This is a genomic window from Pirellulaceae bacterium (genome assembly GCA_019636385.1).
Lineage (GTDB): Bacteria > Planctomycetota > Planctomycetia > Pirellulales > Pirellulaceae > Aureliella.
Genome location: JAHBXT010000001.1, coordinates 454,514 through 477,595, shown reverse-complemented (window position 1 = coordinate 477,595; position 23,082 = coordinate 454,514). Strand labels below are relative to the sequence as shown.

General features: G+C 55.1%; 14 protein-coding genes. 7 read left to right on the top strand and 7 right to left on the bottom strand.

Annotated elements, in window-relative coordinates; genetic code table 11:
* Positions 1 to 411: 411 nt before the first annotated feature.
* From KF752_01805 to KF752_01795, 3 genes are read left to right on the top strand one after another with little or no spacing between them, the layout of a single operon-like run.
* Positions 412 to 2,205, top strand: coding sequence for a redoxin family protein (locus KF752_01805; protein ID MBX3420269.1), 1,794 nt, complete (start codon positions 412 to 414; stop codon positions 2,203 to 2,205).
* Between the two features lie 45 nt (positions 2,206 to 2,250).
* Complete coding sequence (locus tag KF752_01800; GenBank protein MBX3420268.1) at positions 2,251 to 3,819, top strand: hypothetical protein; 1,569 nt, start codon at positions 2,251 to 2,253, stop codon at positions 3,817 to 3,819.
* 21 nt (positions 3,820 to 3,840) lie between these two features.
* The gene (locus tag KF752_01795; protein ID MBX3420267.1) at positions 3,841 to 4,863 is read left to right on the top strand and encodes a DUF1559 domain-containing protein; all 1,023 of its coding nucleotides are present in this window, start codon (positions 3,841 to 3,843) and stop codon (positions 4,861 to 4,863) included.
* A gap of 150 nt (positions 4,864 to 5,013) precedes the next feature.
* Here the strand turns inward: KF752_01795 and KF752_01790 are convergent, their stop codons facing one another.
* From KF752_01790 to KF752_01780, 3 genes are all read right to left on the bottom strand, one after another.
* Positions 5,014 to 5,796: an ABC transporter permease gene (locus KF752_01790; protein ID MBX3420266.1), complete on the bottom strand. Its 783-nt coding sequence runs from the start codon at positions 5,794 to 5,796 to the stop codon at positions 5,014 to 5,016.
* A 186-nt stretch (positions 5,797 to 5,982) separates the two neighbouring features.
* A complete protein-coding gene (locus KF752_01785; GenBank protein MBX3420265.1) occupies positions 5,983 to 7,032 on the bottom strand; it encodes an ABC transporter ATP-binding protein in 1,050 nt (349 codons plus the stop codon).
* Between the two features lie 90 nt (positions 7,033 to 7,122).
* Positions 7,123 to 8,694 (bottom strand): 2-isopropylmalate synthase, encoded by a 1,572-nt coding sequence (locus tag KF752_01780; GenBank protein ID MBX3420264.1) that lies wholly within the window; start codon positions 8,692 to 8,694, stop codon positions 7,123 to 7,125.
* 511 nt (positions 8,695 to 9,205) lie between these two features.
* On the opposite strand from KF752_01780, the gene KF752_01775 reads away from it, so the two are divergent.
* Both KF752_01775 and KF752_01770 read left to right on the top strand, forming a co-directional pair.
* Positions 9,206 to 9,760 (top strand): sigma-70 family RNA polymerase sigma factor, encoded by a 555-nt coding sequence (locus KF752_01775; protein ID MBX3420263.1) that lies wholly within the window; start codon positions 9,206 to 9,208, stop codon positions 9,758 to 9,760.
* 2 nt (positions 9,761 to 9,762) lie between these two features.
* On the top strand, positions 9,763 to 12,072 hold the full coding sequence (locus tag KF752_01770; protein MBX3420262.1) for a serine/threonine protein kinase: 2,310 nt from the start codon (positions 9,763 to 9,765) through the stop codon (positions 12,070 to 12,072).
* A gap of 124 nt (positions 12,073 to 12,196) precedes the next feature.
* Here KF752_01770 and KF752_01765 read toward each other — a convergent pair whose 3' ends face one another.
* From KF752_01765 to KF752_01755, 3 genes are all read right to left on the bottom strand, one after another.
* On the bottom strand, positions 12,197 to 13,480 hold the full coding sequence (locus KF752_01765; GenBank protein MBX3420261.1) for a Gfo/Idh/MocA family oxidoreductase: 1,284 nt from the start codon (positions 13,478 to 13,480) through the stop codon (positions 12,197 to 12,199).
* A 66-nt stretch (positions 13,481 to 13,546) separates the two neighbouring features.
* Entirely contained in the window at positions 13,547 to 15,364 is a 1,818-nt protein-coding gene (locus KF752_01760; GenBank protein MBX3420260.1) for a BamA/TamA family outer membrane protein, read from the bottom strand.
* Positions 15,351 to 16,778 (bottom strand): hypothetical protein, encoded by a 1,428-nt coding sequence (locus KF752_01755; protein MBX3420259.1) that lies wholly within the window; start codon positions 16,776 to 16,778, stop codon positions 15,351 to 15,353. The genes KF752_01760 and KF752_01755 overlap by 14 nt, the downstream gene beginning before the upstream one ends.
* A 391-nt stretch (positions 16,779 to 17,169) precedes the next feature.
* On the opposite strand from KF752_01755, the gene KF752_01750 reads away from it, so the two are divergent.
* Entirely contained in the window at positions 17,170 to 21,144 is a 3,975-nt protein-coding gene (locus KF752_01750) for a hypothetical protein (GenBank protein ID MBX3420258.1), read from the top strand.
* 1 nt (position 21,145) lies between these two features.
* Here KF752_01750 and KF752_01745 read toward each other — a convergent pair whose 3' ends face one another.
* A complete protein-coding gene (locus KF752_01745; GenBank protein MBX3420257.1) occupies positions 21,146 to 22,042 on the bottom strand; it encodes a polyphosphate kinase 2 family protein in 897 nt (298 codons plus the stop codon).
* Between the two features lie 263 nt (positions 22,043 to 22,305).
* Between KF752_01745 and KF752_01740 the strand changes: the two genes are divergently transcribed.
* Positions 22,306 to 23,079, top strand: coding sequence for a hypothetical protein (locus tag KF752_01740; GenBank protein MBX3420256.1), 774 nt, complete (start codon positions 22,306 to 22,308; stop codon positions 23,077 to 23,079).
* Positions 23,080 to 23,082: the final 3 nt, after the last annotated feature.

Here is a 23,082-nt window from a genome sequence, read left to right as displayed (position 1 = left end):
TATGGGGCTGGCTGGCGTATAGAACGGTGGCAGTACTTAGCACGAACGCTTAATCCCAGTATTCTCCTGGACAGCTGACATCAGCTGGATTTTGACAGCCTGGGCTCTATGGCCGGTAGAAATCTGCCTGTACCACGACCTTGATCCCCAAGGTGGTCGTCGCATTGAATTGTTGTAGTTACGGTCGCGTGTACCGTGGAATGTCGGTCATCATGGCCCACCACCCTTTGGCGAGGGTCGCTGCCTCCAGACTTGCGACCTTTCTGCTGACGCGTGTTTGGGTTGCTAGCGGCCTGAATTCTCGCCCGATTGGCGATTGCTGGAAGCGAATCTTGCTATAATACCTGGGTTGTAAGTTCGGTGCTGGATGCCGATCTTTCCCCCAGGCTTGTATCGTATGAGGTCTAAACAATGACTCTCCGTGGACTATTGGTCGCGTGCATGTTGGTAGCCGCATCTACTGCAATTCATGCCGTCGAACCGCTCGATCAGGATTCCATTCGCCCCATTGGCAGCACGGTAGATGATCTGAAGTTCACCGATATTCGTGGACTTGGTCGTAACCTCAAGGAGCTGGGGCAGCATCAAGCCACAGTCTTTGTTTTCACGACCACCACCTGTCCGTTGGTCCGCAAATACTTGCCGAAGTTGGTGGAGCTGAGCGCCGAATTTAAGTCGCGTGGCGTCCAATTTGTGGCGGTCAATGTCGGAGCGGATGATACAGTCAAGCAGATGGCATCGCAGGCGATAGACTTCAGTTTGCCGTTCTACTCAGTTAAAGACTTTGATTGTTCGTGCGCTAAGGCGCTGGGAGTCAAGGTAACGCCTGAGGTGGTGGTGCTGGATGCTGCAAATACAATCCGTTATCGCGGTCGGATCGATGATCAAATGCGAGTGGGCGGAGCAAAGCCCTCGGCGTCCCGAGAAGACCTGAGAATTGCTTTAGAAGAGATTCTGGAAGGCAAGTCGGTCAGCGTCAGTAGCACGCCCGCCGATGGCTGCCGTATCACCGAGCCGGTCAAACCGACTCTACCCAGTAGCGACATCACTTGGTCCAGTACTATTGGCTCGCTGATTCACGCCAAATGCACCGGCTGCCATCAGGCGGGTACGGCAGCTCCGTTTGAACTGAGGCATTATGACGAAGTCGTAGGCAATGCCGAGATGATTGCCGAGGTCGTCAAACTGGAAACCATGCCGCCCTGGTATGCGGCGCGCCAGCATGGCCACTTCCAAAACGATACTTCGTTGTCGGTCGACGAAAAGCGGACTCTGCTGGCATGGATTGATGCGGGGTGCCCCGCCGGCGATTTGAACGCCAGCCCGACCCCTCCGGCACCAATTCAGTCTGAATGGCGGATTGGCGAACCGGATCTCATCCTGACGATGACCGAAGAGCATACGATCGAGCCCACCGGCTTTATTCCTTACAAATATGTGATGTTGCCACATATTTTTCGCGAGGAGACCTGGGTGGAAGCGTTTGAGATTAAACCGCTCAATACTGCCGTGGTACACCACTGCAATATGTTTCACATGTCCAAGGATGGCGCCGGTGTGAATACGTTCATTACCGGTTACGTTCCAGGTGGCCAGCCCTTGGATCTGGGGCACTACGACAACGGTGTGGCCTATCGGCTGCCGGCAGGAGCTTCACTGGGTTTGCAAATTCACTACACTACGATTGGCACTGAACAGAAGGCTAAAATCCAGGTCGGGCTGCGTTTCCCGCGCCGTGAGATTCGTAAGAAGCTGCACCACTTTGTAGTGGACCCACGCGGTTGGAGTATTACTCCCGGGGATCCCGCGTTCCGTATTGAGGGTAAGTATACTTTGCCTCACAACGCGAATTTGTTGGGACTGTTTACGCATATGCACGTTCGCGGTCGCGACATGACCTACTTTGCTGTTCAGGAAGGTCAAGAGCCAGAAACATTGTTGCAGATTCCGAATTTCAATTTTGAATGGCAGCTCGGATACGAAATTGCTGTTGGTCAGAAAGTTTTCCCCAAGGGAACTCAGATTCGTGTGGTGGCGCACTACGACAACTCACCATTCAATCCTTACAACCCTGACCCCAGCGACACCGTCGAGTATGGCCCGCAAACCATACATGAAATGTTCAACGGCTTTGCTTTCTATGTGGACAACGACGAGCAACTCAGCTTGCGAGTCAATCCCGAAAACGGCCAAGTGATTAACTAGTTGCCCTGCCCTGTTCCTGAACGAATTTACATCTCGAGTTACTACATGATCTGTCCAGCATTCAAGGTTTCCCTGTTTGGTCACAGCTTACTGCGTGTGTGTGCACTCATGGTTGCCATGCATGCAGTGGCGGTGCGCGCCGATATTCTGGTCACTGGTTTTTTTGATGGTGTCGTCTACCGCTATGACGAGGCGACCAAGGCGAGAACCACCTTTGCTACGATACCCGCCAATCCGGGTTTGTCGGGCATCGCCTACAATCCTCACAATCACCAAGTGTATGTCAGTGCGCTCAATCATGGTGGGGTTTACATTTTCGACGCACAGTCAGGTGGCATGTTGAATTTTGTGATGCTGGGCTTTGGCCCCGGTGGACTGGCCGCAGCGCCGACCGGCGAAGTATACGTGACCGACTTCACCTCTAATTTGGTACGAGTTTTCAACACTTCGCTAGCCAGCCCTCCCTTGGCGACTATCGCTGTGCCGGTTGCCGGCGTAACCAGTGGCGTTGGCTTGCTGGCCAATGGCCATGTGATCATCGCGACGCCTGGCACAGGTGTACACCGCTATAACGGGACAACGGTAACTCCATTTACCGCTGATCCTGCCGCGCAGTTGTCCTCGACCCAGGTCGCCGAAGTTGCGGGCGGAGATATTTTTATTGGTCACGGACTGGGGTACTCAGACAGCGCGCTCAAATTTAATTCCACAGGAAATCTGATTGGCGCGATCACCGTGACCGATCAGATGGTGCAGAGCACCGGTTCGGGAAGTTCCTTCGGGAATAGTCCGGCAGGTATCGCAGTCGATAGCGCCGGTGATGTGCTGGTGGCTGCTCTTGGAAAATCAAATCCGGGCGATCCTGGGGGCGAGCGGGGTGGACTGTTTAAGTTTGATACCAGCGGCAACCTGATCGACACCTTTGACTCGGCCACATCAGCCTACAGTTCCATCGCTATCGTGCCTTCGACGGTTCCAGCCATGTATGCCGGAAACGCGGTTGTGCATGTCGGCTGGAGCGGATCGGGTACGGCGGTTGACTCTGGAAAAACCATGCATTTTCGCACGCCGGGTTCGGCCACTCTGTCTGCGAACAACTTGATTCGTGCCAAGAATGGTATCACCGGCATTCGCATCCATTTTACCGGTTTGGGAAATCCCGGACTGATTAACGCGGCAGACTTTGATTTTCGGATGAGTCCTCAGGGGCCGTACACAGAGGTAGATCATCCCCCTGCCGCTTGGGCTGCCGCACCTGCGCCCGCTTCGGTTTCGGTAGTAACAACTGGCCTGCCCTACGTCGAGATTCAGTGGGCCGTCAACAGTATCGAAAATCGTTGGCTGCGCGTGACTGCCAAGCCAACTGCCAACACCAATTTGGCGGCTCCAGTGACTTTGTATTTGGGGCATTTGCGTGGTGAGGTCGACGGGCCAGTGGCCAATGTCTACACCGTTTCATTTGCCGACATCTCTGTGATTCGAGACAACGTCTCTGCTATCGTGAATTCCAGCAGCGATCAGGATATCGATAAGAACGGAATCATTTCGTTCGCCGACATCACAGCCATGCGCGACAACGTCAGTCAACAATTGCGCAATATCACGGTTCACTAGATGCCATTTTGTGCGACAGCGATGTCCGTACGATCAATAACTTGGTCGAATCGCCATGTCATTCGTGGTGGCGGTTTTACTTTGGTGGAATTGCTAGTGGTCATCGCCATAATTGGTGCGCTGGTCGGTTTGTTGTTGCCCGCTGTTCAAGCGGCCCGGGAAGCCAGTCGTCGAATGAGCTGCAGTAACAATCTGCGGCAATTGGGTATCGCCGCGCATAACTATCATTCGGCATACAGCCTACTGCCGCCGGGCAGCGTCGCTAAGCAGCATCCCTCCTCCCCCACCGTGCCTTGGACATTCTATCGCTGGTCGGCTTTGGCCTCGCTGTCTCCTCACCTGGAAAACACCGCTGCCTATAACGCTCTGGACCTAACGCTACCCCTGTACAGCGCCAACTTGGCCGTTACGGCTCAGAATGTCGAGGGGTCGCGAGTCATGGTGCCCACATTTTTGTGCCCCAGTGATGGGGCGCAGCGTCTGCACGACAGCTTTGGTCCGACCAACTATGCGTTCACGACGGGAACCGGTGCTGGTGGCGGCACTCCGCTGGATACCGATGGAACGTTGTATGTGAACTCAAAGACGCGACTGGAAGACATCACTGACGGAACGTCGCAAACGTTGATCGCGTCAGAAAGCATACTCGGCCAAGCAGGCGCCCAAGCTCGTGACCCTCGCGTAGGGTATCGCTTTGTATTCTCAGCTCCACTTACCGACGCAGGATGCAACTTGGCACCAACCTGGAACTATTCTGATCCACGCGGTTTTTCGTGGGTCAACGGCGAGTATCGCAATGGCTTGTACAACCACTATTACTTGCCGAATTCACAAACCGCTGATTGCATTGGCGTATTTTTGGGGGGAGGATTTCCAACCATCTACACCCCCTTTGGCTGGAAGACGGCTCGCAGTCGCCATGCAGCAGGTGTCAATGCTTTGCGGGCTGATGGATCAGTGGCCTTTATTTCAGATCGCGTGGACTTGGAAGCATGGCGTGCCATGGCCACCCGACGCGGCGGCGAAATATTAGCGCCGCTCTGAGAGGGTAGTCGCCCGGAATTACGTCGGCAATCTGACCATTGGGCTCCACTCTGAGCTACTCTAGGCGTCGTCGCATTGGAGATTTGCAGGCCGTGTAGGCCTCCCAGCGCAGCCTGGCCGGGTGCCTTCCCAAGGCATGGCAGCATAAACTTAGGAGGCGGATGCATTGCGATGCACGACAACCCACCAGGCGGCGACGAAGGAAAGTACGACGAAGGCAACGGTGGCTAGCCAGCATGTCCCCAGACTTGCTAACCAACTCCCGTTGGTCACGTGAATACTGGCCGACGGATCGCTCAACAGGTGCCGCAGGCCGGCCATGGTGTAGGTGAGCGGATTGCAGCGCATGATCCAGTGCATCAGCCACGAGCCACTGAGCAGCGTTTGTGCAACGGGCACAGGGAAAAAGGCTCCACTGAGCAGCCACATAGGCATCAGCACCAGACTCATGACGGCGTGGAAGCCCTGAGTCGATTCCATGGGCCAGGCGAAGAAGGTGCCTACGGCCGTCAAAGCAAGCGCAGCCAAGATCATCAGTATGCCAGCAGCCAACAAACTGGCCGACAGTTCGACGTGCCCAATGGCAACAGCCAGCGCCAAGAACAGCATGGCTTGTACCCAGGCTATCAATGCACCGCCGATAATCTTGCCGGCGACGATCGTCCAGCGCGGCACGGGGGCGACTAACACGCCCTGCAAAAAGCCTTCGCGCCGGTCTTCAATGATGGAGATGGTGGTGAAAATCGACGTAAACAGCAGAATCAGTCCGACGGTGCCCGGCAGATAGTAAGTCATGAAATCTTGGTCACCACTGCGGAAGCTGGATTGTAGCCCCGTTCCAAACAACAACCAGAACAAGATGGGCTGCCCCAGCGCGGCCATCACGCGTTGCCGCTGGCGAAAAAATCTCCGCCATTCGCGAACAGCCAACATCGCAACCACCGACCAGGGGTTTGATTGTCCGGATGATGTTGCGGCTGTGGGTGAGGCTGTGATCGTTGACATGTACAAATCTCTTGGTAATCCTAAAAGCAGACTCTGCTAGGCTGGTGATGGGCCGGCGCAATCCGAACTAGCTGAGTTCCATATTCACTTGCTCGGTTATGTTTCAACCTGCAGCTAAATCCTAATTGATTCGGGATGTTTGTCCCCTGCTACATCCCACCCTACGCTGCCGTTGAAGCGGTGGCCGGTGCGGGCGATGAAGACGTCTTCCAAACTGGGTTTGCCAATCGTCAGTGACTGGAGGTCTTCGGGAAATCGTTGCGACAGCGGGGCAACCAACTGCGCGACGCCCGTTCCGGAAACGCGAATCTCGCGGCCTGATTGGCGAGCTTCAACAGACTGTTGTGCCAGCCAATCCAACATCGGCTGAGGATTGACCGTGGTGATGCTCAATACTTGCGCGCCCAACTGGCTACGCAATTGATCGGGGCGACCGCTGGCGACATTGACTCCACGGTCCAAAATGGCGATTGAGTCAGCTTTGTCAGCTTCGTCCAGCAGATGTGTGGTTATCGCAACGGTCATGTTGTTTTCGGATTGAAGCCGGCGCAGTAGATGCCATAAATCCAGTCGGGCCGCCGGGTCCAAGCCGGTGCTAGGTTCGTCCATCAATAGTAACTGAGGTCGATGCAGCAGCGCTTTGGCAAGTTCTACGCGCCGCTGCAAGCCGCCGGATAACGTGTCCACTCGATCCGCTAGCCGATGCTGCAGGCCAAACTGGTTACAGAGCTGTTCGAGCTTGCTCGTCAACTCGGCACCGCGCACGCCGTACAGCGCCGCTTGACAGCGTAGATTCTCGCGCACTGTCAATTTGCGATCCAAGCTGGGCGATTGAAACACGACTCCCAGATGCTGGCGGACGGTCATTGCTTGCTGACGCACATCGTAGCCCAGCACACCGGCTCGACCATTCTCAAACGGCATCACCGTCGACAGAATGCGAAACAGAGTCGACTTGCCGCTGCCATTGGGGCCAAGCAGCGCGAATATCTGACCGCGGGCCACTTGCAAGTTCAGTTCATTTAGGGCCAAGCGCTGGCCGTAGTGATGCGTCAAGCACTGAATGTCGATGGCCGGTGGCAGGGTCTGCATAGGAATCATTGTGTCCACATCAAACGGTATTTGCGATGCTGGCGGACTGCCGCAGGGGCTAGATACGTTCATCTACAGTAACCATGGGGGTTGCTGTTTCTAGCGTCACTGTGAGGAGGCAGTACGGGTCCCGCTTATCTCCGTGCAGGTCCACTCTACAAATCACTTTTGCTTGCAGGCCAGGATACGGTTGATGGCTGCCAGCATAGCGGTGATAGTGGCTTCGACGGAGTCGGTAGACACGCCGGTGCCTTTGTAGCTCTGATCCTCATGTTCAATTTCCACCAATACTTCACCTTGTGCATCCCGCCCCAGTGTTGCCGATTGCAATCGAAATTCTTTGCATACGACTTTGACGCCAGTCAGCTTTTCAACGGCCCAAAAAGCCGCGTCGATGGGACCATCGCCCTGTTCGACCTCGGTTGTCGATTCCTGACCGCCGCGCGACAGCGTTAGGCGTACTTTGGGTGGTCGGCTGCTGCTGTTGTAGACATCGTAGCTGACCAGTTTCCAAGCATCTTGATCGGCGCCCGCACCGGTGATCTCTTGCTGGATCAAGGCCACGATATCTCCGTCGTAGACATCTTTCTTTTTGTCGGCCAGTTCCTTGAAGCGCTCAAACACCTTTTGCAGTTGTTCGGCTGAGATGTTAAATCCCAGGCTGCGCGCCCGATCGGCCAAGGCGGCTCGTCCACTGTGCTTACCCAGCACCAGGTCGGTCTTGGTGAATCCGACGTCTTCGGGCAACATGATTTCGTAGGTGCTGCGCTCCTTCAACATGCCGTCTTGATGGATGCCCGATTCATGGGCGAATGCATTGCGACCCACGATGGCCTTGTTGCGTTGAACCTGCAGTCCCGTGATCTTGCTTAACAGACGGCTGGTAGGAACCAAGCGTTGGGTGCGAATACCGGTTTCGCAGCCGAATAAATCGCTGCGAGTCCGCAGAGCCATAACGATTTCTTCCAGCGAGCAATTGCCCGCCCGTTCGCCGATGCCATTGATCGTACATTCAACCTGACCGCAACCGGCCTGGACAGCGGCCAGCGAATTGGCCAGTGCCAGACCTAAATCATCATGGCAATGCGTGCTTAAGACAGCTTTGTCGATATTGGGCACGCGGTTGATCAGCAGTTCAATACGCTGGTACATTTCTCCTGGGGTGGTGTAACCCACTGTGTCGGGGATGTTGATCGTTGTCGCGCCCGCGTCGATGGCTGCTTCGACCACTTGGCACAGGAAATCGTGTTCGGTGCGCGCTGCATCTTCTGGCGAAAATTCAATGTCATCGCAATACCGCGCTGCCAATTCAACGCCTTGCCGAGCCCGGTTGATGATTTCCTGCTGAGTCATCTTGAGCTTGAACTCGCGATGAATGGCACTGGTCGCCAAGAATACGTGAATTCGCGGGCTGGTGGCACCTTTCAGCGCCTCCCACGCGCGTTCGATGTCGGCAGTATTGCAGCGAGCTAAACCGCAGACCGTGGTGCTGCGAATCAGATTGGCAATTTCGCGAACGGCTTCAAAATCACCAGGCGACGCGATGGGGAATCCGGCCTCGATAATATCTACCCCCAATTCGGCCAGGGCCGAGGCGACCTCCAGCTTCTCGGACAGGTTCATGCTGGCACCCGGCGATTGTTCGCCGTCGCGCAGGGTGGTGTCGAAAATCCGAATGTGTCGCAGACTTGGGGCACTGCCTGAGGTGTTGGTTTGCTGGCTGTTGATGCTCATGGTCTTTTCTGGTCCTTGCTGCGCCTGTTGAGGAAACGATATCCGCGTCTCAGGGATGCTCAAGGGCTACTTGGGGCCAGGCACAAAAAAACCCCGAAGCCATTGAGCATCGGGGTCTTGATGATTGAATTGAAAAACGGGACCCTAACACTCGCCGTGCTGGAGAAGTAGAAGGAGCCCAAGTAAATTTCCGGTCAAATGATTGATCATACGCTTCCGCTTTCAGAACTAGACTAGTTGTTTTCCAGAGCGGCGTCAAGAGAGTGATCGCCTGGATTTAAGTGGTATAGGTTTTCATCTTGCCAGTGTTGGTCAGCATTTCGATCACGCACACCCTCTAAGACCAAATCTAGCACCAAAAGTTCACGGTCGCCCAGGCCGCCGAACAGATGGTATAATTCTAGTTGTTAAATCCCATTCTGGGTCGTGTTGCAGGCCTAAAGCGTCACTCTTGGTACTGTAGACCGCAACCGATGTATGAAATTTTTGTGGGTTTCCCGAGAGACCATTTGTGAGTGCTCCAGAGGCAAACGCGCTCGATGAATCGACGGGCTCTGTCGATTGTTCGCGGTGGATCGAGCGCCAGTATGAAGATCTGCATCGAATGGCAGCCGCCTATTTGAAGAACGAGCAGAATACGGTTTCGTTATCACCCACAGTGTTGATCCACGAGCTGTATTTGCGACTGCCCGCAGAGCAGACCGGCCTGCTGACTCGAAACCATTTCTTCGCCCTGGCTGCCGGGACGATGCGGCGAGCTTTGGTTGACCAGGCCCGTCATCGTCGACGCAAGAAACGTGGTGGCGGAGCAAACAAAAGAAGCCTGGCAGATTGGGACGCGATTAGCTTTCAAGATTCCGACGATGTACTGGCCATCGACGAAGCGCTCCAGGCGCTCGAGCGCATCGATGCGCGACAGTCGCAAATTGTGGAACTGCGTTTTTTTGGCGGGTTGACAGTGGCCGAGGTTGCACAGCGGCTCAATCTCAGCAAGCGAACGGTGGAAGCCGATTGGACGATGGCCAAGGCGTGGTTGCGGCGATGGCTTGATTCGCAGGATCTGTAGTCTTGAATGCTCAATTGCATCAACGCGCCAAGCAGCTATTCGCGGAACTGTGTGATTTGTCGCGAGAAGTTCAAGCGCAACGCTTAGCCGAACTGGAGCCTGCGGCTCCCGAAGTGGTTCAGGAAGTCCGCTCGCTACTCAACTTCCATACTCTGCGCACCACGCGCATCCCGGAAATCCCGGCGCCCAAGATCCGCACCCGATCAACACTCAGCGCGACCTACCAATCTAGCTTGAGCAGCCGCTTACGATATCTTTTTCGCTGGCTGTGGCCAACGCTGCTGCTTGGTTTGATCGGCCTCATGGCGGGATACTGGACCAGTAACCGTGTACAGGCGTCATTGCGCAGCATGTTATCGCAAAGGTTGACCGAGCAGATCGACCAACACGTAATCGACTTGCGGCAATGGGAATCGCAAATGATCGATCAGGCTTTGGCGTGGTCGCGCCAGGAGAATGTCGTGGCACCCATCCGGCAGTTGTTGGAGTTGTCCAGACCAATTGCTGATGACGATTCGCAACAGCTGCAGGCGGTGTTGTGCCAGGCAGAAGCTTACGAAGCGCTTCAGCAGCAGTTGCGATCTCTGGCAGGTAACTCGGTTCGATTTGCCGTTTGGGATCGCCGCATGATTACTGTGGCCGATTGGAATCAGAAGAGCAGACCAGAGGTCGTAGGGTCGTTTGTGACCCCTGCCGGCGCGGCCATGCTAACCCCGGTTCTGCGCGGACAAGCTCGAATGTATCTGCAATCACAGAGTCAAGCGATATCTGAAAACTACCGACTGCAGGACAACGAATCAGAACTGTCTGTGTTTTTGCCCATTACGGATACAACGGGCTCGGTTGCAGCGGTCTTGATGGTTCGGGGGTATGGATTGGACGAGGCCTTCAATGCTCTGGTAGCTCGCTGGAGTACGCAGGGCGTGGGCGAGACATACTTGGTCAGTGATCGCGGTGCGCTACTCACCAAGAGCCGCTACGCCGAATCGCTCGAACAGTTCGATCTAGCCACTACCAACAGCCTGGGCTCCAAGCAGATACTAATTCGCGATCCAGGTGTGAATCTATTGGCCGGACAATTGCCCGACTTGATTCCCACAGCTTGGCCACCAACGCTACTGGCCCAGCAATTGACCAGTGGCAACAACGGGATGAGCGTCGATGGCTATCGCAACTATGTTGGCGAAACGGTTGTCGGTGCTTGGCGGTGGATTCCGTCTCACGAACTGGGAATCGCCTTCGAAGAACGCGCCGCAGATGCTTTTGGCATGGCGACCCATGTGCGACGTACCATCGCTGGCTTAACAGGACTATTTACGCTGGCCCTGGGTGGGCTAACGCTTCTATGGATGTTAAGAACATCGCGCTATCTTCAGGCTGACCTGAGCGATGTCGGTCCGTATCAAGTACAAGAGCTACTGGGTGAAGGCGGCATGGGCCGAGTTTACCTGGCTGAACACGCCCTGCTGTGCCGACAGTCGGCGGTGAAAGTCTTGAGCGGTCCAGCCGTGGACCAAACGGCCATCAGTCGGTTTGAACGCGAGGTGCAATTAGCCAGCCAGTTGACTCATCCTAACACCATCGCCATCTATGATTTTGGGCGCAACCAAGAAGGGCTGTTTTACTATGCCATGGAATACATCAACGGAGCGCATCTCGGCCAGCTTGTTGAGTACTCAGGAGCGCTGCATCCCGGTCGCTGTATTTTTATTCTCAAACAACTGTGCCGGGCACTGGCCGAAGCGCATGAAGTCGGCGTCGTCCATCGCGACATCAAGCCCCAAAACATTATGGTCTGCAATCGTGGCGGCGAACCCGACTTTGTAAAACTTTTTGATTATGGACTGGTCAAAGCCTTTGCGCCGGGCGTCAGTCCAACCGCCAGCCAGACCAAGATTGTGGTCGGTACGCCGCGTTTTATGGCTCCCGAGCGGCTGAAAGCTCCGTGGCTGGCCGATCCCCGCGTCGATATATATTCCGTGGGTGCCCTGGCCTATTTTTTGCTCACCGGCAACCTGCCGCCGTTGTTTACGCTCAGCGGACCTAGTGCCCATGAACAGCCTGGAATCGAAACGCTGGACTTGCCCAGTGCAGTTGTTCCCTTCGGCGAGCTGCTTGGAATGTGTTTGTCTACGGATCCGTCTGAACGTCCTTCAAGCATGCAGTCGCTGCTGGATGAACTGGAGGAGCTTTCGCAGCGTTTTCCGTGGTCTCGACAAGACTCGGTCGTTTGGTGGATCAACCACCAGGCCAAACTGCTACAACTTGTGAAAAGCAAACGCCAGAAGCTGGCGGCCAAAATGGCACGCTAGGGCGAGAGGCCAGACAGTACCTGTCGCTCGCGCGGCGAGCCAATATCGTCTTCACCATCTACTGACCGAGGTTCATGATTCAGGCTGATTAGTCGTTTGCCTCAGAATGTTGACCTTGGACCGATTAGCTCATGCTGACTTGTTCCTTCCAAGCCGGATCATAATCGCGGCTCCACAGTTCTAATTGCTGTGCATCGCCTAGGATCTGACCGGTGGTAGGATCGGTGTTTACAGTGCGGCCGGTTCGCTGCGCGATATTGCCCAAGTGGCACAACAGCGTACTCTTGTGCGCTTCCAAGATCGGCTGATTCAGTTGGCCGCGATCCCCTCGGCGCACGCAATCGACGAAGTTGGTCAGGTGCTGAATTTGGCCAACGGCGGTCTCGCCACCCTCTTCGATCAGTTTGTCCTGACGATCGTAAATACGATAGTTTCCATCGCCGTCCAATTCTAAACTACCTTGATCGCCATAAAATGCGCAGAAAAAGTCGATGTGGCGCTTGTTGCAGGACATTGCCTGCCAAGTGATTTGTTTGCCGTCGGCAAATTCAAAACATGCTGATTGCGTGTCGGGCGTCTCTTGATCGTCGTCGTACCAGTAGCGACCTCCAGAGCTGACCGTGCGCGTTGGGTAATCGACTTGCAATCCCCAGCGGCACAAGTCAAGACCGTGGACACCGTTGTTCGCTAGCTCGCCTCCGCCCCAATGCCAAAACCAATGCCAGTTGTAGTGCACGTAATTGGTCCGGTAGGGCCGGCGGGGAGCCGGCCCCTGCCACAGGTCATAGTCCAATTGTGTAGGCGGCGTACCGTCGGCAGCTTTGCCAATTGGACCTCGTAGAGCGTGGTAATAGCAGCGCGATAAGTGAATTTTGCCAATGGTGCCCGAATGTAGCTTCTCGATGGCTGCAAGCGTTCCCGGTGCACTGCGGCGCTGAGTGCCCATTTGCACGCAGCGATCAAATCGCTCGGCAGCTGCTACCATCCACTGCCCTTCTAGTGGATTGTGGCTGCAGGGCTTTTCCACATAGACGTGCTTGCCCGCTTTGCAGGCCATGATCGTCGCTGGCGCGTGCCAGTGATTGGGTGCCGCACACACCAATGCATCGACTGATTTGTCATCCAGAATTTTGCGAAAGTCTTTGACGGTTTGCGGAGTTCTGCCACGCTGCTCGGTAAAGCTGCGGGCAGCGCTGGCCAGTCGATCATCGTCAACTTCGCACAGATACGCTACCTCAACACCCGGCAGTCCAGCCAAGTCGATAGCCAGGGCCAGTCCGCGACTGAGTCCCATCACCCCAACGCGCAGGCGCTGCGACCCGGCGTTTGAAGAATCTTGTGCGACCGCGTTTCCGGTCAGCGCTGATGCGGCTGCCGAAGCCGCCAGAAAATTGCGACGTGAAATCATCGTTGTCCCCCTGACTCGTTCACTCAGATGAATCACGCTAGCCGCATCCAGTTGGAAATTGGTCAGCTAGCGCGTAAATCCCATATAGAACGAGAACAACTGCTTTTCGTCACCGGCGGCCTTGGCCACTGGCACTGCGAAGTCAAAGGCCAGCGGGGCTGGTCCCAACGCCGGCACTGAGACTCGCAAGCCGAGTCCCGGAGCGACACGGAAGTTCTCCTCGGTTATGGTGATGTCGCGTTCAATTGTACCATAATCCACAAAGGCCACACCGCGCAGCATCTCGTCGGCGGTCAGAGGAAACATATATTCCAGACTTCCTAGGAACATGAAGCGACCGCCCACTTGCACACCGCTCTCCTTGGGGCTGGCACCGCGAAAGCGAAAGCCCCGCATGCTGGAAAATCCACCGGCGTAGAAATTCTCGAAGATGGGTGTGTCCTCACCCGAGAACCCGAATCGCCAGGTGCTAGCCAGCACGTGACGCCCCATGCCATCTGGGCGTTCATAGACGCGCGCGTATTGCGAGAAATTGATCTGACCTTGGGGATAGTCGAATTTCCCGAACGCTTGGTCGTAGATGAGCTCTAAAAAGTTTCCTTCGGTCGCCAGAAACACGCTGTCGCGTTTGTCGCGCGCCAAACGCAGGCGGGCTGTATACAGTTCGTTATCACCCAATACTGCATCCAGCGGTGCCACGCCATTGATTCTCGGCCGAGAGATATTGACATTTTCGCCACGAATCTCGGTACCGATGGATAGATCTTTGGTGATGGCGTATCCCAGACCTATACGACCGCCCAGCCGTTGCTCGGTCCAGTCACGGTAGATGCGGGTGAACAAAAATCCGCCTACCGATAAGCTGTAGGGTAAATAGCCGAAAAGATTGGGATTAGTCCAATTAATCGTGTACCGCTCAACCTGATTACCTGGCATCAATTCAGCGCGGAACGTTTGACCAGCACCCCGAAATGCGTATCCGCTAAATAGGTCTGACCAACTGCGCGGAAAGGCGCGGATATCAAAATTGCGTTCGTCGATAATTAACTGGCCCGCAACGCCCAAGTCGCTATTAACCGATCCGCCCAGCATGATGCGTCCGGTACGCGCCTCTTGCAAATAGACGTCCAGCGGAGCCACTTGAACTCGTGGTTGATAACCGCCCGGTGCTGTTATGTTCGGTAGCACTAAACCTCCCGCAGGGTCCAGTCCCGTACCGCCAACTCCCCCAGGTTGCCAGCCGTTTGGGCTGGCGATTCCAGGTGCTACCGCAGCTTGACCCTGCATAGCGCCTGGCGCAATGATTGCCTCTTGGTACGGGGTCGAGCCGGTCGGGGAAGCATACGGCAAGGGAGTTACGTTGTATTGCGGCGCGGTGTTGTATTGCGGCGCGGTGTACCCTACTGGTGGCTGAGGAAACTCAGTTGTGGCCAGAGCCGGCTGTGAATAAGTTCCACCGGCTTGCGATGTAACCCAGCCGTCGGGTTGTGCCGCAGGTTGCCCTGGTTGAGCGGTGTACGGTTGAGTCTGAGGAAAGGGAATGGAGGTGCCCGCAGGCGCTGGATTAGTGAGATACTGGTTGTTGGGAAATGGGCTGGTAGGTGACTGTCCGCGGACGATGGCTGGCATCGCAGGAGCACCGGTTGTCATCGCGGGATTGTTGGCTGTCGGCTGAGCGATTTGGCAGCCCGGCAGTGCCAACGTCAGGCAGGCGAGTGTTCCCACCAACCAGCCATAACAGCGGCAGGCGAGCAGCGGAATTGCGTTAGGTTGACTCATATTCACATTCGCGTTCGTAATTGGTCGATGTGGGCCGACTGCGCTGCCACCGTTTACGATTTCCCAATCCTGACTTCCAAAGCGACCACTGTTAGTAATCGGCATCGCGATCCATCCGGCGAACTTCGATGCGGGGTGGATCGCCTTGCGCCGGATCGACTTCAAATATCTGACTAAGTTTCAAGCGGCGTTCGGAGTCGTTCAGTTTGCGACGGTCGATTAACTGCCCTGGCACGATATCTATCAAATTCAAAGGTACGCTGCGCTTGGTATGGTTCGAATCGCCCGCCATGTGAATCTTGATATCGCCGGCCACGATTTGATCACCCTCGCTGATCTTGTATACCAAATCCAACCAGCCCGGCTCTTCCAGAAAAACCGCTTGAGGAACAATGTCTGCGAAGATAAATCCATCGCGACCATAGTATTCATCGGTTATGCGCCGCTGATCTTTGCTCAGCTTAGCGTGATTGAACGCTTGGCCCGGCTTGAGGTCCATCGAGTCCAACAGTAGTTGATCGGTGAACGGAGGATACTGATTGCCCATCACCGAGATATTGCGAATGTGGAACTGTTGGCCTTCGTCAATCACATAGGTCACATCCACCCAGGCGCTGTTGGGATGATAGTTAATACGGTGGCCAATTCGAGCCTGGAAATAGCCCAGCGAACGATACAGTTCAATCAGCGTCTGCACATCGTCCTCAATCTTGATTGAGTTGGCCAGATTCCCAAACGGTTTGACACCGTGCCAGGAGTCACGTGTTTGGATTTTGGTCTTCAAGACGTCACTACGAAACAGCTTGTTGCCCACGAAGTGAACCGCCCACACGCGTTCGACCGGACCTTCGTCGATCGAAAAGAATATCCGCCGCTGGTCAGGTCGATTCCCCTCGACGATCTGAATGGCTGTTTGGTTCATGCCCTTTTCGTGATAAAGATCCAACAGCCGCTGCTGAGCCATCTCGACCGAAAACGGATTGGCCGGATCGCCAACTTCAATGCCGCAATGTTTTTTCAGCTCGGAATCGTTCATCCGCGTATTGCCATGGAAAATGACGTCAGTAATCGTGGGTTGTTCCTTGATCCGCAGCCGGACTACCACGCCCTCGGCGGATTCCACAATCTCCGACTTGATCTCACGAAACAGATCGGTGCGGTACAGATCGTGAATGTCCAGTTGCAGTTGCTTTTCATCAAACACACGGTCCTGTCGTGTTTGCATGTGAGACAAGATTTTGTGGTGGCTAACGGTTTCGTTGCCTTGAATTTCAATTCCCTGTACCAATTTGCCGTTATGTCGCTGGTTGACCCGCGGTCCCCCGGATTCATACACCCGGTCGGCGAATTTGGGCTCTTGAAACATAGGTACACCGCCACCTGGGTCTCCACCAGGCATTTGCGCCTGTGCCGACCAATGCAGGCTACACACAGTGCAAACCGCCAGCACCCAGGCTGTCAACGTACGCCGCTTGGCCAACAACGCAAACTTCATAGGTTGGGGATTGATTGTTTTCATCAAGCTCGCACCAGCGATGAACAATGGCGTTTGAGGACAATCGTTGGAATAGGCCGAACCGGGCGCAGTCCGGTCGCGACCAACGGTATGCGGTGGATAATTACTCGAACCAGCACCCCATCACAAGACAGAAATCCCATCTGCTTGGCCGCTAGCATTGAGTGAATTTTCGCTGTGGGAAACGACTGAAGAATCTGCTACAAGCGTCAATTTGTGGGGGGACGGGCGCGCGTCCTGTGGACAACCAGTTGGCCCAAGTCATCGACAGTCCGCCCCAGCGCACCCGTAATTTATAGCGACCGATTGTAAGAGCCCTTTGCTTAAGACCATGTTCAGACTCCGGTCAACAACGCCGACTTCGCAATTCCTGGCAATTTTATGTTGCCTCGGGATGCCGCTGCTATACGATTCGCCCTGTCGGGCACAATCGGCCGGCAACTTGCCAATCGTCGATGGCCAACAGCATGAACTTCGCTGCGTCTGGGGAGGCTCAGTGGCACGCGGTTACGAAGGCAGCATTTCGCTGGTCGGTGGCGGAACCATTCAGATCGTCCGCAATTTGGGAATGCAGCAACGCTGCTGGGAAATGCTGCAGCAAACCGATTCAACCACAATTCACCTGCGACCTCACGGCGATACCACCTTTGGTGGAGTGGATATTCGCATTCGCGGACCACTGTCCAGTCGGCTGGTGTTCAAACTGCGAAACCCGGGCACAGACCAATGGACGCAGTGCGAGTTTGGGCTCGATGAACTTCAGCAGCAAATGAAGACTCAAGCGTTGGACGAACAAGGAAATCGGCTGGCTCTGGAACGCCCCATTCATGATCGGGTTCGCGTGAATGACCTGCGCGCACACACGGTATTTGACTGTAACGACACTTGGACCATGCAAGTGGCAGGACTTCGTACTGGACTGGCTGAGGGAGACTACGTCCTGACCGCGCACTGGGCCGGTGGGCGGAGTACTTTGCCAGTGTCAACTGCCAAGGTCCGCGTCGATGCTGACGGGGATTTCACGGCCACAAAATTGGAAGTCAAGATTCCGGCTAAGGAAGGTGCACATAAACTGGCTCTGCAGTTGGTCCGTCCTAATCTGCTCAGCAATTGGATGTCAGTCAAGCCGCTGCTGGCTCGAAGTGTTGATATTGTAGCGCTGGACGACAGCGCTGCAATTCCGACGATCAGCGGCTGGAAGCCGCAATTGGCAATTGATACTGCGGTTGCCGCCCGCCCGGGCAGTTTTTCGTGGCTGGCTACCTTTGCCACACAAGCTCGCCATCAGACCACTTCGGAAATCTCCGATTTGCTGAAGCTCTCCGAGCGCAATCTACCGGAGCAGTGGAATAGATTATTGCCGCACAGTCGACCGGTAAGCAATTTGGGTAACGTGACCCGCGTCGGTAATATTGGGACTCGAGACTACTACTCGATCGCTCCGTCAACAACGAATCAATCTTCCAAGTGCGCTACGATTGGCCCTGAGGGATGGTTGGCGCTGCCATTGTCCGGGCTTCAGGCGGGACAGCCACATCGCTTGAGAATTGAAGTTCCCACGGATACAGGTACGACGCTGAATGTATCTATTCACGACCAGCGCCCAGAATGGTCGACAGGCCCAGTACCGCAATCAACTGTTGTGATCGAAGTAGGCGACCGACAGTCGGTCGAAGGCAGTTTGACTCACGATCTGATATTTTGGCCTGAGGCGGAGTCGATTTCGATCGTGCTGGCAAACGTCAGTCGCCATTCGGCCGCATCGGTTGGCAAACTGTTGCTGGAAACGGCTGAGCTGGTGAGTTCGACTGAATCGCCCGGAAATATCGGCGATCGTTTGGCATCTGTTGATTCACCTACCGCAGACAGGCAAGGTGTATCCTCCAGGAGCACTTCGTATTGCGTGCCGCGTAGCGTCGGCATGTATCTGGATCAACCGTTGTTGGCTGATTGCTTCGCAGCACCTCGACAACGTGATTCCGCGAATCAGCCGCCACTAGAAACCTGGGAAACCTGGTTGGCGGTTGCTCAGCGACTTGTTCACAGTTTGCAACTTGCTGGGGCCGACACGCTCGTATTGTCAGCGCTGTCCGCCGAAGGCTCGTTGATGCCGCTGAAATCGCAAGTGGGTCTACACCTAATTGATAAAGCGACCTTCTTTGCAGACGGGCGATCGCCCGATGTTCATGATGTCGTTGAATTGATTCTGCGGCACATGGATCGTACCGGGTTAAGCATGATATTGGAAGTTGATTTGTCGCGAGGTCTGCAAGTGCCTTCTGTGGCAAGCCAAGCTGATGCCGAACTATTTCAGGCGGACATCCAAGGCCAATTCCATCAGCGCAATCTAGCGTTTACCGCATTGCCAAGCCATTTGAATCCGGCCCACAAACTAGTTCAGTCAACGATTAGTGCTTCTTTGCAAGAGATTGCTCAGCGATATGGCCACCACCGCAGCTTCGCCGGAATCTCTTTACGGTTAGATGAGGAATCGCAACTGGTCTTCGCCGGTCAGCGTTGGGGTTATAGCCCAGGACTGATGCGCGATTTCACATCCGATACGTCGGTCACGCTACCGCGTGACGTCGCGCAGCGCGAGCAACTGTTGCAGGGACCGGCGCGTCTGGGCTATCTGACATGGAGAGCGCAGCGCATGACTGAATTCTATCGACAACTGGCTGAAATCGTGCGCTCGGCACAGCCGCGATCGAACTTGTACCTAAATGTATTACCCTTGACCAACTCCGATGTGGCGATGACAGAATCGTTTGCATCCGATTTGACGGCTCGCAATCCTCAGCAAATCCTACTTAACCACGGACTCGACTTAATTACATTGTCAGAAGTCGACGGGTTGGTAGTTGTTCAGGGAGCGACTCGGGATTCGTGGAAGTCCATGGCCGCCAAGAATTGGGGGAAGAACTTGGGCGCTGATCAAGCTGTCGAATTAGTTCAAACGCCAATTCAGGCGGCGTTTGTCACGCATCAGCCACGGCTTCAACGACTGTCCAGCCCGGGCAAGGAATCGGCATCTGAATCCGATCGTGAGTTGCGGATTTATCCGGAATACACACAGCATGGCCGACACGCACGGCAGGCTTTGATTGAGCAGCTTGCTCGAACCGACTTGCGGATGCTGGCCTTTGGTGGCTGGCATCCGATTTGGTGCACCGAGGCGGAATTGTCTCCGCTGTTAACAACCTTCAAGTCGCTGCCCGCGACCATTATGCGCGATCCAAGAGTGCTGGCAAGCGATGCCCCGATCCGCATTCGCACCGGTACAGCTGATGAACGCTGGTATTTGTCCATTTTGAATACCTCACCGCTGAACGCTACCGTAACCATCGTATTCGCCGAGGACACTCAGGCCGATTGGGAAATCCTGGGCCAGCGAGATTTCCAGCCGCTAGATTTAAACAATCGCAGTATGAAGATTCAAGTCCCGGCCTACGATATGTTGGGCTGGAGTCGAATCGGGCAGGATGTGCACATTCAGTCCGCAGAGTACATGTTTTCGAGCGAAGCCTTAGCGGCAACATCTCAGGACATCGAGAATTTTGAAAAATTGTTGGTCATGGCTACTGATCCGTCACAACAGAAACTGCTGTTCAAACTAGGAGGTTCCTTCGAGCATTGGAATGCTGCGAACCGTCCCGTCGGCTGGAATGTATCGACACTACCCAACACCATAATCCAGCAAGAGAGCGAGCTGCCACATTCCGGATCCAGTTCGTTGTCCATCCAGAACAATAATTCGGGTCAGGTAGCCGCCTGGATTCAGAGCGAGCCGATTGAATTGCCAGAAACCGGCAGGTTGGCAGTGCGTGCCTGGTTGCGAATGTCGGCAGCAGATAATCGTCAGCCACTGGTCCGTCTGGGATTGGTGGGACGGCTGAAGAACGGCCAGCGTTATGAACACAGTAGTTACTTTGGAGGTACGGAAGGCAATCCTGCGCGGCCACTGGCAAATGACTGGGGCCGCCGACCTGCTGAGCTTCAAGTTGCCGATCTGCCAGTCGATGAATTGAAGGAGTTGCAAGTCGCTATTGACTTGATTGGTCCCGGGAAAATTTGGGTCGATGACGTCGAAGTCGTACAGACTTGGCTGCACCCCGATGAACGCAACTACCTGCGCGGACAGCTTCTAGTCATCAAGCAGAAATTGGCCGAGAACGATCCGTATCCTGCAGCCAAGCTTCTGCAAAGTCCATGGAATCACTATCTGCTGGACCTGGAACAGTCGCTTGCAGTGCACATGGCGCTGGCGCAGCCCAACGCCGAGCCGCCGAAAAATCCTGCCCAGTGGAATCGCACCAAGTCACCGATCCAACAGTGGCGCGATGGCTGGCTGGACCGCTGGCGCCGATAAACTACTCTTGCTCCAACTGTTGAATGTAGCCTGGGAATCTCGCCAGTTCCGGTTCGGATACTTCGGGGAACTTCATCTTCAACCGCTCTAGTCGCGCCGCCACCAAATCGGCGATGACACCCCGAGCATACCACTTGTTATCGGCTGGTATGACAAACCAAGGTGCCAAACGCGTACTGGTTTCCTGCATACACTGCTGATAGGCCCGCTGGTATTCAGACCACAATTTTCGCTCTGCCAAGTCACCGGCATTGAACTTCCAGTGCTTGTCTGGTTCACGCAGCCGCGCTAGCAGTCGCTCGCGCTGTTCGCTGTGGGAAATATGTAGAAAGAATTTGAGTACCAAAATGCCGTTGTTCACCAGCGAGCGCTCGAAGGTGCGAATCTCCTTGAAACGACGAGTCCACAGTTTGTTCAGCGCCTTGGGCTTGGAAATATGTAGCCCAGGAATTCTTTGAGGCTCTAGGAATTGCGGATGCACGCGTACCACGAGAGTCTCTTCGTAGTACGAACGATTGAATAAGCTGATCATGCCCTTTTCTGGCAGGCAAGGGCCAGGGCGCCACAGGAAATGATGCCGCTGTTCGATGGCTGTCGGAGGACCAAACGAAAACACACGGCATCCTTGCGGATTGATCGCTCCCATGACGTGTCGAATCACGCCGTCCTTGCCGGAAGTATCCATGCCCTGAATAATGATCAGCAATCCGTGTGTTCGGTTGGCAAACAACAACTGTTGCTGCAACTGTAAATCTGAGACATCTGCCGCCAGTGCTTCGTCGGCGAGTTGTTTCTCGTCCAGTTCCTTGCCAGCTTTCGTGGACCGCTTGGCCAAGTCCAATTTCTTATTAGGGACAACCAAGAAGTCGTCGGCTTGGAAACGATGGTTTGACGGCACGATGTGCTCTCCTTCTGTTGCAGTGTTGTCCTCGCATCGGTCATCTACAATCATAACTGCAGCCCCTCTGCTTTGCAGCGAGACACCGCGCCAAACGTGAAGTATTGGGCAACGACCTTGCCTATAATGTACCGCCAAAGGCCCAGGGCCATCCGGTCTGTCGGGTGGATCGTTCCGTTTCCGCGTACAGAAGTACTTCACCCCACACCAATTCCTCCCCTCCAATCTCATCGCCTCACCCCTCACCAACAAGCTCTTGGTTGATGACGCATTTGCGTGCTCAGCCCAACGCAGATGGCACCGCTCAGCATGCTAGCCACAGCCATGCGTCGGGTCAGGACGTGGAAGAGATCATCGCCGAGCGGTTCGATCACGGGGTGCTCAGCGATGGGGATGGCACGATCACCACCAACGGTGTCACCAGATTGACCTTCAAGTGCAAGCTGGTCGATCAGGGCCACGGCCACGGCTCGGCCTCAGCCCAAGCTGACGATCCGGCGCAGGCCAGCGGCCAATTAACAGCCGATGCCCCCGGTGCAGGCTGGTTCATCGAAGACACAATGACGCATATCCGCCATGAGTATCCCAGCTGGTACAAGACGACCAACATCACACACACCGAAGTCCACGAAGCGCGCAGCAAACAACAATTTGGCGCATCGGGTACGTTGGTCGATGACCAGCCTGTGTGGAACGGTGGGGCTGCACTGGGCAAGAAACACAAGGTCTACTACCGCGCGGCCACGCTCCAAGATTGGTCGATCAATGGCGGCTACGATCACCTGTATACCCAATACACAGCTGAGAACACGTACACCGCTAATATCTCATCAGACCAGCCACCCAGTCAGAGTTTTGCAATATTCGGTGATCCGCACGTCAACGTCAGCGGGTCGTACCAACGTGGTCTGCCGTCTTTGGAGCTAAGCACACCGGAGGCTCTGGTATTCGTTTCGGGCACCTATGGACCCGATGCCAGGACCGAGTATGAGATTGTCTCATCCACTACGGTAACCCCGCCCGAGGAAGAACCATAGGCC

Excerpts from the sequence above, each read along its gene's own strand:
- KF752_01805 (MBX3420269.1), top strand. The coding sequence starts at position 412 with ATGACTCTCCGTGGACTATTGGTCGCGTGCATGTTGGTAGCCGCATCT.
- KF752_01800 (MBX3420268.1), top strand. The coding sequence starts at position 2,251 with ATGATCTGTCCAGCATTCAAGGTTTCCCTGTTTGGTCACAGCTTACTG.
- KF752_01795 (MBX3420267.1), top strand. The coding sequence starts at position 3,841 with ATGTCCGTACGATCAATAACTTGGTCGAATCGCCATGTCATTCGTGGT.
- KF752_01790 (MBX3420266.1), bottom strand. The coding sequence starts at position 5,796 with ATGTTGGCTGTTCGCGAATGGCGGAGATTTTTTCGCCAGCGGCAACGC.
- KF752_01785 (MBX3420265.1), bottom strand. The coding sequence starts at position 7,032 with ATGAACGTATCTAGCCCCTGCGGCAGTCCGCCAGCATCGCAAATACCG.
- KF752_01780 (MBX3420264.1), bottom strand. The coding sequence starts at position 8,694 with ATGAGCATCAACAGCCAGCAAACCAACACCTCAGGCAGTGCCCCAAGT.
- KF752_01765 (MBX3420261.1), bottom strand. The coding sequence starts at position 13,480 with ATGATTTCACGTCGCAATTTTCTGGCGGCTTCGGCAGCCGCATCAGCG.
- KF752_01760 (MBX3420260.1), bottom strand. The coding sequence starts at position 15,364 with ATGCCGATTACTAACAGTGGTCGCTTTGGAAGTCAGGATTGGGAAATC.
- KF752_01755 (MBX3420259.1), bottom strand. The coding sequence starts at position 16,778 with ATGAAAACAATCAATCCCCAACCTATGAAGTTTGCGTTGTTGGCCAAG.
- KF752_01750 (MBX3420258.1), top strand. The coding sequence starts at position 17,170 with ATGCCGCTGCTATACGATTCGCCCTGTCGGGCACAATCGGCCGGCAAC.
- KF752_01740 (MBX3420256.1), top strand. The coding sequence starts at position 22,306 with ATGACGCATTTGCGTGCTCAGCCCAACGCAGATGGCACCGCTCAGCAT.